The following is an 8,944-nucleotide window of genomic DNA, read 5'->3' as shown; positions in this document are numbered from 1 at the left end:
AATAAACATGGTTCAACGCACGATTTTCAGCCTTAATTGACAACTAAGTCATTAAATCGCTAGCCCAGGCATGCCGCGGATCTTCATGCGTTTTCCCTGGCTAGCCCAGGCATGCCGCGGATCTTCATGCGTTTTCCCTGGGTACGCTACCGCCCGGAGGTGTCGCTCCCCTGGGCGCGGTAACCGTCTGTTTTAAGGTATGTTTTACAAGTTGAGAGCCACTTTTCAGTAAAACACCATCATCTCTGTGATCTCTGTCGCCAAGAGTTGCGCTTGCCAAATCGATGAGTACTGGTGGATCTGCACCGATGAGTGCTTAATGTACAAAACGTAGTTTTAACCTAGTACGTAGCGCAGTTTACACATTTTAGCGATCAGATAAAGTTTCAGTTTTTGTAAAAACTGCTTTAAAGATAACGTGCTACGGGGCATCTGTGTTTGTTTGTAGTATGTTATCTCCTAAAAAGAAGGGGTAGATCACGGAATGGGGGAGAGACTGGAAAAGGTCCTAGACAAGAGATTACGGAATACGGAATACGGAATACGGAATACGGAATACGGAATACGGAATACGGAAAAAGCGTATCGTGCCAGCTCTGGTAGATAAAGAACCTAGGGTCTAGGATCCTCGGTTCTAGGAATTGCTTCCCACTCTTCCCGTACTCTGTAAGCGAAGCGCTCCGTATTCCAATTCCCGAATACCGATTACGGAATACAGAGTACAGAAAGAGCAAGAGCCTCGATGCGCGCACGAGGCTGCTTGTTCCCGCCTACTTGAGCCTCTCAGATAGTTCCCGCTGACTGTCTGGTTCGCCGTGAATCAAGTGGATCTGCTTGGGAGGTGGTTGGATGCCTTGCACGAATTTGACCAAGTCGTTTTGATCGGCGTGGGCGGAGTAACCAGAGATTGTGTGGATTTGGGCGTTGACGGTGACTGGCGAGTTGTCTATCCACACTTGTTTGTTGCCTTGCTGGATATCACGGCCAAGGGTGTGTTGGGCTTGGTAGCCGGCAAAAATCACATCGGTGCGTTTGTCTTCAAGCAAGGCGGCGAGATAGTTCATAATCCGTCCGCCTTGGCACATGCCGGAGGCGGCGACCACAATGGCCGGTTCGCCGGTTTGTTTGAGGCGATTCACCAACGCCATATGTTGGCTGTGTTCATCAATGGTAATGCATTGCTCAAAGGCTAACGGATGACGGTGTTGGTTCAGTTTGGTTTTGGCCTCTTTGCTCCACAGCTTTTTAAACTGGCGATAGTGACGCGTCACTTTTTGCGCCATGGGTGAGTCAAGAATGATAGGGAGGGCATCATCAAGCTGCTTTTGGTGAGTAAGCTGCTCAATATCAAACAACAGCTCTTGGGTGCGACCGACACTGAATGCGGGGATCAATATCGCGCCACCGTCTTCGAGTGAGCGTTGAATAATGGCGCCTAGCCGCTGTGCGCGCGTGGCGACGGACTCATGGGTTTTATGACCGTAGGTGGATTCTAAAAACAAGGTATCGGCACGACTTGGCGGGGTTGGGTCGGGCAATAATGGTGTGTCACTGGGCCCTAAATCGCCAGAGAACACCACCCGTTGTTGGTCCGGCAGTTTTAATTCAACATAGGCCGAGCCCAAAATATGCCCGGCTGGTTGAAAACGCAGATAGGTCGCTGTCTGCCCTTGTTGCTTGGGCTTTAGCCGATGCCAGCGGTTGTAAGGCAGTGTCACCATCAACTGGCGGATGCGCTCAAGTACCCGCTGACGATCACCGTAATTCATATTAAGTTGCAGTTTTAAGGTGTCATCAATTAATAGCGGAACCAAAGCAGCGGTGGCTTCGGTGCAATAAATGGGGCCGTTAAAGCCCGACGCCAGTAGCCAAGGCAGTAAACCGCAGTGGTCAATATGGGCATGGGTAAGGATCAACGCATCAATGCGTTTGCCATTAAGATTTACCCTCGCCTCTCGCATTTCATCTCCTTGGTATTGCCCGCAATCAATCAGCAAGCGTAAACCGCTTGGTTTTATATCCACTTGGTGACACGAGCCAGTCACGGTTTGATAGCCACCATGGTGAGTGACATTGAGGGTGTCGGTGTTTAGTGAGGTGTTGGGCATGGTTACGTCCTTGGTGGGGGAAGATCCTAGGGTCCTAGATCCTAGGAACTGCTTTACGCGCCATCCGACATTAAGGTTAAAATTATCCCCGATCGTGACAGGCACCCGTTTACAATGTGCACCTATCCATCATCGTGCTGGGGCTTGTGTCACCTATGTGCCTATCATCTTATCCATCATCTGTTCTATCAACGGGCTTGGGTGGCCGTTATCGTCGGTGAGAAAATAGGTATGACCCCAGTGGGGATCGAACTGGTCATTAAAGGCGTCGCAGTCGGTTACCGTCACTTTGTTGGCGGGAAGCGCGTCAAGGTTTTCAGGACCGGTCATGCCGAGGCGGCGGGTGACGGTGCGGTGGCGTACGTTCACCACCTTTGAGGCAGCCATGGCTAAATCATCGGCGGCATAGTAAATATGCACTTGTTTGGCGGCATCGAGGACGGCTCTCCCTGGCTGGTGCGGCTCTAGCGCTTGGTTATCAACATCGGCGGCCATCATAAAGATATGCCGAAACCATTGTGGCATGGTATCGAGTCCAGCATGTTGGTGCCAATGGTGAAAGGTGCTGATGAGCGTGCGGTTCCCCATGGAGTGCGCGAGTAGGTTCATGCGCCGTTTGCACGGATTAGTTTGTTGCTCGGGGGCGCGACGCCAGTCATCAAACATCGCCAATAAACGGCTAAACGCCAAGCCTGACGCGGTGGCGGCAAGTTGGTCATCCCAGTAATCATCAATAACGCCGAGCTGGCCATCTTCATCACACGGCCAGATAATCGGCACCACTAGTATGGCGTTGGGTGACAGGCGATCACATTGATGTTGTAAGGTCTGTGCCATCGGGAAAATATGGCTTTCCATTTGGTTGTTATAACCATGGAGAAAAAAGAGTATTTGGGTATGTACGGGCAAGGCTTTCAGTTTGGCCATAAACGGCGCGACTGTCAGCTCTTGGTATTCACCCTGCCCGGCGCGTTGGCAAAAGTACACCCACTTTGAGATATCGGTGTTTTGGTTATCAAAGCTTAACCAGCGGCCAGCCTCACTGTGCGAGCCTTGCTCGGGAATACGGCTGGTAATAAATAACATGGCATCATCCATCGGTTATGAATGTGCGGGTGAGGATAAGCGAGGTAGATAGTTGCGTTGTATGGTGTTTGGAGGATTTTGCGAGGGAGGGAGCGGAAAGAGAGTAAGATCCTAGGGTCCTAGGGAAAGATTATGGAATACGGAATACGGAATACGGAATACGGAATACGGAATACGGAAAGAGCCTATTGTGCCAGCCCTGGTAGATAAAGTTCCTAGGGTCTAGGTCCTAGGAACTGCTTCCTGCTCTTTTCGGTATTCTGTAAGCGAGGCGCTCTGTATTCCAATTCCCGCATACAGATTACTGAATACAGAGTACGGAAAAGCAAGCGCCCCAATGCGAGTACGGGGCTGTTCTTCCCTCAATCCGCTCCGAACAAATCGCGGGTGTAGACTTTGCTTTCTACATCACGGATCTCGTCGACCATACGGTTGGCAACGATCACGTCGGCGCGTTGTTTGAAGGTATCCAAGTCTTTGATCACGTCTGAGTTAAAGAAGGTATTTTCTTCAAGCACTGGCTCATATACCACCACGTCAATGCCTTTGGCTTTAATGCGTTTCATGATCCCTTGAATCGCTGAGGCGCGGAAGTTATCTGAGCCGGATTTCATCACCAAGCGATAGACGCCGACGACTTTAGGTTCACGCTTTATGATCGCATTAGCAATAAAGTCTTTGCGGGTAGTGTTGGCGTCAACAATGGCTTGAATGATGTTATTGGGCACATCTTGATAATTGGCCAATAGTTGACGGGTGTCTTTTGGCAGGCAGTAACCGCCGTAGCCAAACGAGGGGTTGTTGTAGTGATCGCCAATACGTGGGTCTAGCCCTACCCCTTCAATGATCTGGCGTGCGTCCAAACCGTGGGATTCGGCGTAGCTATCCAACTCGTTAAAATACGCCACCCGCATCGCCAAGTAGGTGTTGGAGAACAGCTTGACCGCTTCGGCTTCGGTGGAGTGGGTAAACAAGACCGAGATACCCGATTTGACTGCGCCTTGTTGCAACAGCGTGGCGAACTGGCGCGCGCGCTCGGATTGCTCACCGACAATTATTCGTGATGGATATAAATTATCGTAAAGTGCTTTGCCTTCACGTAAGAACTCAGGGGAGAAGAGGATATTTTCGCAACCCATCTTGCGTTTAATCTCAGCGGTATAACCGACCGGCACAGTCGATTTGATCACCATCACCGCCTCTGGGTTAATCTCCATCACATCTTTAATCACCGCCTCGACTGAACTGGTATTAAAGTAGTTAGTTTCGGGATCGTAGTCTGTGGGAGTAGCAATCACCACAAAGTCCGCGCCTTGGTAGGCCTGCTCTTTGTCTAAAGTGGCAGTGAAGTGAAGTGGTTTTTCGGCAAGAAATTGCTCTATTTCAGCATCGACAATCGGGGATTGTTGATTGTTAAGAAGATTGACCTTTTCTTCCACAATGTCGAGTGCGACCACTTCGTTGTGTTGCGCCAGTAGCATAGCGTTTGACAGGCCCACATAACCTGTTCCAGCAACTGCAATTTTCATCGGATTTCCCTTAAGTTATGTCTAGAAAAAGGGTATCACGTGGGGGCTCTAGGGGAAAGATCCTAGGGCATTTAGGGGAAAGGTCCTAGATCCTAGGACCTAGGACCTAGGGAATAGATTATGGATGACGGGAAAGGGACGAGACGCTTCGCTTCTAGAAACTAAAGGCTAGAGACTAGATAAAGCAGACCGTGCTCGCATTGGAGTTCTTGCTCTTTCTGTATTCCGTATTCAGTACTCCGCATTCGGGAAATTGAATACGGAGCGCTTCGCTTACAGATAACGGAAAAGAGCAAGAAAAGCTCTAGATCCTAAGGATTACTCGTCGATATTTGATAATGATCGATGATTTTCTTTTGTCGAGCCAGTTGCTCTCTCTCGTAGGTGGTCAAGAGCACGGGCAATGGATCCACACTTAGGTCACTATTATCAGTAATACTTGGATTGGTGTGTTCTGCCATTAGCGCTGCCAAAGCTTGATCGTTTTCTGTGTACATCACGCTGATATCATAATTAGATAATGTACCTGCACCATTTACTAGTGAATCAATAGTATTGTTGTCGAACAATGGGACGGTTTGCTGAGCATTTGCTTCAGCATAGATAACGTGTGTGACTGTTGTCGAACCGTCTGCAACTTGATAAGCAATACGTTGAATCCCCGCTTGGCCGCCAGCACCGTTGCCATAGGCTGTTAACGTTCCACTTCCATCGATATTCGCGTTTGTCTGTTGTGGAGCTGTGATGCTATCTGCCAGATCCGTACGACCTAATCCCGCGCTTAGTTGTGTATCAGACAATTGTTGCGCGGTCGATAGTTGCCATTGATCACCTGAAGCGTCCACGCTTCCTTCTGCGGTTAAAAAGTAATCCAGATTGTTACTGTCTGGATCATAGCGGTAGGTGATGGTATCGCTCGCGCTGTGAGGCAAGTTTTGCCAAATATAGGGAGTTTGCTGGTAGTCAGCATAGAGGGCGGCGGAGGTTAGGTTGTAGGTGTTTGCGGGAGCTGTCCAGCTGTTGCTTTCGATTAACTTGTCAAGTTCCTCTGTGGCATTATCGGACAGATTAAAGAATTTGTAATCTGTGATTTCTCGCGGCGTCTCTACATCTGAAATATCAGTGTTATTGGGGTCGCCTGCAGCTTTTTGAGCATATCCTACCCCTAATGCACTCCTGAATGCTCTGCTGACCGTTTTAGCGCCAAAGTTTGATGAAAGCGCTCGCTTATCTGGCGTTGTGATACCAACGCTATGCGCATCAGAGCCATTCGAAACATCAACCCTGACATTTGAATACTCTCGTTCATCCGGCTTGGTTGCGCCTGAGGTTACGCATCTATCATCATTACTGACGCTGTCGACAGGGTAACCAAACAGTACAGACTGACTTAGTGCATTTTTCTGATAGGATATCGCACTGATATCACCTTTCTCTGCCAGAACAAACGTAACATAGCCCTCTTCTGGGACAATTGACTGATTAATCCTTAATTTATTCGAGCCGATATCATAAGTATCAGTCACGCCACCTTGTTCATCTTGTATGAGAATCGTTCCGGTTGTATCGATACCACTTATAATCCGATCTTTAGTCGCCAGTATCTGTTTTCCATCTTGCTTTTCACCATAAACTGCACACCTGCTGTTAGCGTCTGATTTCGCATAAAGAGCAGCAAACTCAAAGGTATACTTAGGGGTTGGCTTGGGTTGGCTGCCGCCGCTGTCGTCACTGCCGCCGCCGCAACCGGATAAGGTTAGAGGGATAAGGATCGCTAAAAGTTGCTTGTTAAACATAGTTGATACTCTTTGGGTCTTGGTGCCAATCTAACGGCAAGTGTTTGCCTTTGAATGCATGATGGCGTGGGTGATGCAAAAAGTGAGCCGAAGCTACTTTACTATCCACTGCGACTAGGTTAGCGTTTTTAGATAAGGGATAAAAGCAACTTGGGCAATTGCTGTGAGGGTAAAAATGGCTTGAGATCATTGTTCGGTGAGCGATACATAGCAAAAAACCGCCATGAGGGCGGCTTTTTAAATGATGGCGGTGAGAGAGGGATTCGAACCCTCGATACGTTGCCGTATACACGCTTTCCAGGCGTGCTCCTTCAGCCACTCGGACACCTCACCATATTGTCTGTTACGCGAGCTGTTTATTGAGGGTGATCGGCTTACCCGCTATCGCGTTAACGGGGCGTACTATAGAGAGTTGCTGCTTTGCGGTCAAGCTGTTGGTGATGGCTTTGGGTTTAAATGGCTATTCCATCACCAAAAGTATCATTATGTCTGGAAAAACTGAGTTGCCCTCGATTCAGTCGCCAACGTGTTGAGCAACAGTGTACGAGCGATGGAAGCACGCGAGTGCGAAAGCTGTTAAACTCACGGCATTGATCAAAATACAAATAAGAGTGTTATGACGTTATCAGACTTTCTCACCCAGCATGCCGATAGCGAGCAGCTACTTAACGAAATGCAAACTCGTGGTGTCGTCACCGCGATGGCGGCCGCGCCTCATGTTATTAGTCCTAGCGAGTGGCTTCCTGTGATGTGGGGGGGCGAAGAACAAGCGCCATTTGAGAGCCATGAGCAGTTTGAGCAGTACGCCAATCTGATTGTGGATATTTGGAATGAACAGCGCCAACAGTTGTTGGAGAAAACTTGGCAATGGCCGGAAGGCTGTTTGCTGGATGACGCTGAAATTGTCAACCAAGCGACGCGCGATTTCGCCGAGGGGTTGTTGCAAGGCTGGAGCCTAACCCGCGATGACTGGGAAACGCTGATGCCGGAAAACACTGATGGTAATGCCCTACTCGGTGGCGTAGTGCTGTCTATTAGCTTGCTTTACGACCCAGAAACCGCACTTTCTACCATGGAAGCGCAAGGCGCGGAAGAGCTAGCACAGTTTGAGGAAATCTTTAACGCCATGCCTACCATGTTGTGTGGTTTAACCCTCCACGGCGCGGCATTGGCGGAAGATGCAGAAGGGGCATAAAATCAGGGCCCTAGGCCCTAGACGATAGTATACAGGGCCTTGAATACAGAGCGCTTCGCTTACGGAGTACGGGAAGAGCAGAAATCAGTGCCTAGGTCCTAGGATCCTAGGCACTTAGTTCTCCGTATTCCGTCAAATGATTCGATTGGCGACGATGGCGCAAGCCCTTACCCGATGTTGGATACGTACAAATAGGCCAACGCGGGCGCCTGTCACGATCGAAGTTAATCGTTGGCTTTGATATCGGATGGCGCCGTGCAACGGGCGCACGGCATACATTGTGATAATTGTTGGCATCGTGCTGGCGCTTATGCCGACCTACGCCTAGTTTATGTTTTGGTGGTTGTGTCGGCGTATGACAAAATTCGGGTACCGATTACCTAACCCTGCAAGGAGGTGAAAATGACGGATACACACCTGGAGCGCTGGCAACTTCGACTTCAAAACCTGACTAAAGCACAACGTCGGCTTGAAAACGCTTGCGGGCAAGAAAGCTATAACGAACTTGAGCTGGCAGGCCTCGTGCAAACCTTTGAGTTTACTTTTGAGCTCACGTGGAAAACCTTAAAAGACTTATTAAGCTACGAAGGGTTTGATGTTGCATCGCCGCGCAGTGTCATTCGCACAGCGTTAGAAGCCAACCATCTGTCGTCGGATCAGTGTGAAACCTTGCTTGACGCGCTAGTAAAACGAAACTTGCTTTCGCACACCTACGACGAGCAAAATGCCCTCGAAGCGCAAAGACTGATCGTTAAACATTATGCCCCTGTTATTGCCGAGATCATGCGGTATTTGGAGAATAAAAGTGGACAATAATGCCACGTTCTTGATGGAGATAGGGTTAAAACCCCATCAATTTCAACTGCTCCAAGATATGGTATTCAGCCACCCTGGCGTCCAACACGCCTGGATCTTTGGCTCTCGCGCAACCGGCACATTTAGAGATAATTCTGATATCGACATCATGCTTGAGGGCAACACATTAACATTCAATGATGTAGCAATAATACAAGATAAACTCGAGCAATCGACGCTTCCCTACACCGTTGATATCGTACTCAAACATCAAACTCAATCGTCTGAGCTCATCACACGTATTCGCGAAGAAGCCAAGCAAGTAAAGTAATCCAAAGGAACTCCTAGCGACGATGACACGGGCCTCTACACGATGTTGGAAAGGTGTAGAGTGCCAGCGGGCGCCTATCACGGTCAGTGTTAATTTTAACCTCC

Annotated in this window: 7 protein-coding genes and 1 tRNA gene; 3 read left to right on the top strand and 5 right to left on the bottom strand. The window is 49.1% G+C overall.

Going from position 1 to position 8,944, the window contains the following annotated elements:
* Window positions 1–770: 770 nt before the first annotated feature.
* The 5 genes from BGL48_RS02915 to BGL48_RS02895 form a co-directional block, all read right to left on the bottom strand.
* Window positions 771–2,108 (bottom strand): MBL fold metallo-hydrolase RNA specificity domain-containing protein, encoded by a 1,338-nt coding sequence (locus tag BGL48_RS02915; protein WP_069361248.1) that lies wholly within the window; start codon window positions 2,106–2,108, stop codon window positions 771–773.
* 153 nt (window positions 2,109–2,261) lie between these two features.
* Window positions 2,262–3,194, bottom strand: a complete 933-nt coding sequence (locus tag BGL48_RS02910; protein WP_069361247.1) for an alpha/beta hydrolase — start codon at window positions 3,192–3,194, stop codon at window positions 2,262–2,264.
* A gap of 362 nt (window positions 3,195–3,556) precedes the next feature.
* A complete protein-coding gene (locus BGL48_RS02905) occupies window positions 3,557–4,723 on the bottom strand; it encodes a nucleotide sugar dehydrogenase (RefSeq protein WP_069361246.1) in 1,167 nt (388 codons plus the stop codon).
* A gap of 311 nt (window positions 4,724–5,034) precedes the next feature.
* Complete coding sequence (locus BGL48_RS02900; RefSeq protein ID WP_069361245.1) at window positions 5,035–6,519, bottom strand: hypothetical protein; 1,485 nt, start codon at window positions 6,517–6,519, stop codon at window positions 5,035–5,037.
* Window positions 6,520–6,764: 245 nt separating this feature from the next.
* A tRNA-Ser gene (locus BGL48_RS02895) sits at window positions 6,765–6,852 on the bottom strand.
* Between the two features lie 283 nt (window positions 6,853–7,135).
* Here BGL48_RS02895 and BGL48_RS02890 point away from each other — a divergent pair.
* The 3 genes from BGL48_RS02890 to BGL48_RS02880 all read left to right on the top strand — a co-directional run bounded on the left by BGL48_RS02890 (window position 7,136) and on the right by BGL48_RS02880 (window position 8,840).
* The gene (locus BGL48_RS02890) at window positions 7,136–7,714 is read left to right on the top strand and encodes a UPF0149 family protein (RefSeq protein WP_069361244.1); all 579 of its coding nucleotides are present in this window, start codon (window positions 7,136–7,138) and stop codon (window positions 7,712–7,714) included.
* 402 nt (window positions 7,715–8,116) lie between these two features.
* Window positions 8,117–8,530, top strand: a complete 414-nt coding sequence (locus BGL48_RS02885) for an HI0074 family nucleotidyltransferase substrate-binding subunit (RefSeq protein ID WP_069361243.1) — start codon at window positions 8,117–8,119, stop codon at window positions 8,528–8,530.
* Window positions 8,520–8,840, top strand: a complete 321-nt coding sequence (locus BGL48_RS02880; protein ID WP_327293172.1) for a nucleotidyltransferase family protein — start codon at window positions 8,520–8,522, stop codon at window positions 8,838–8,840. The genes BGL48_RS02885 and BGL48_RS02880 overlap by 11 nt, the downstream gene beginning before the upstream one ends.
* The last annotated feature ends 104 nt before the right edge of the window (window positions 8,841–8,944 follow it).

Source organism: Salinivibrio sp. SS3 (assembly GCF_001722105.1).
In the GTDB taxonomy this organism is placed as follows: Bacteria; Pseudomonadota; Gammaproteobacteria; order Enterobacterales; family Vibrionaceae; genus Salinivibrio; species Salinivibrio kushneri.
The sequence above is the reverse complement of the archived record's forward strand: the minus strand, read 5'-3'. Positions and strand labels throughout refer to the sequence as shown.

Excerpts from the sequence above, each read along its gene's own strand:
- BGL48_RS02905 (WP_069361246.1), bottom strand. The coding sequence starts at position 4,723 with ATGAAAATTGCAGTTGCTGGAACAGGTTATGTGGGCCTGTCAAACGCT.
- BGL48_RS02915 (WP_069361248.1), bottom strand. The coding sequence starts at position 2,108 with ATGCCCAACACCTCACTAAACACCGACACCCTCAATGTCACTCACCAT.
- BGL48_RS02900 (WP_069361245.1), bottom strand. The coding sequence starts at position 6,519 with ATGTTTAACAAGCAACTTTTAGCGATCCTTATCCCTCTAACCTTATCC.
- BGL48_RS02890 (WP_069361244.1), top strand. The coding sequence starts at position 7,136 with ATGACGTTATCAGACTTTCTCACCCAGCATGCCGATAGCGAGCAGCTA.
- BGL48_RS02885 (WP_069361243.1), top strand. The coding sequence starts at position 8,117 with ATGACGGATACACACCTGGAGCGCTGGCAACTTCGACTTCAAAACCTG.
- BGL48_RS02910 (WP_069361247.1), bottom strand. The coding sequence starts at position 3,194 with ATGTTATTTATTACCAGCCGTATTCCCGAGCAAGGCTCGCACAGTGAG.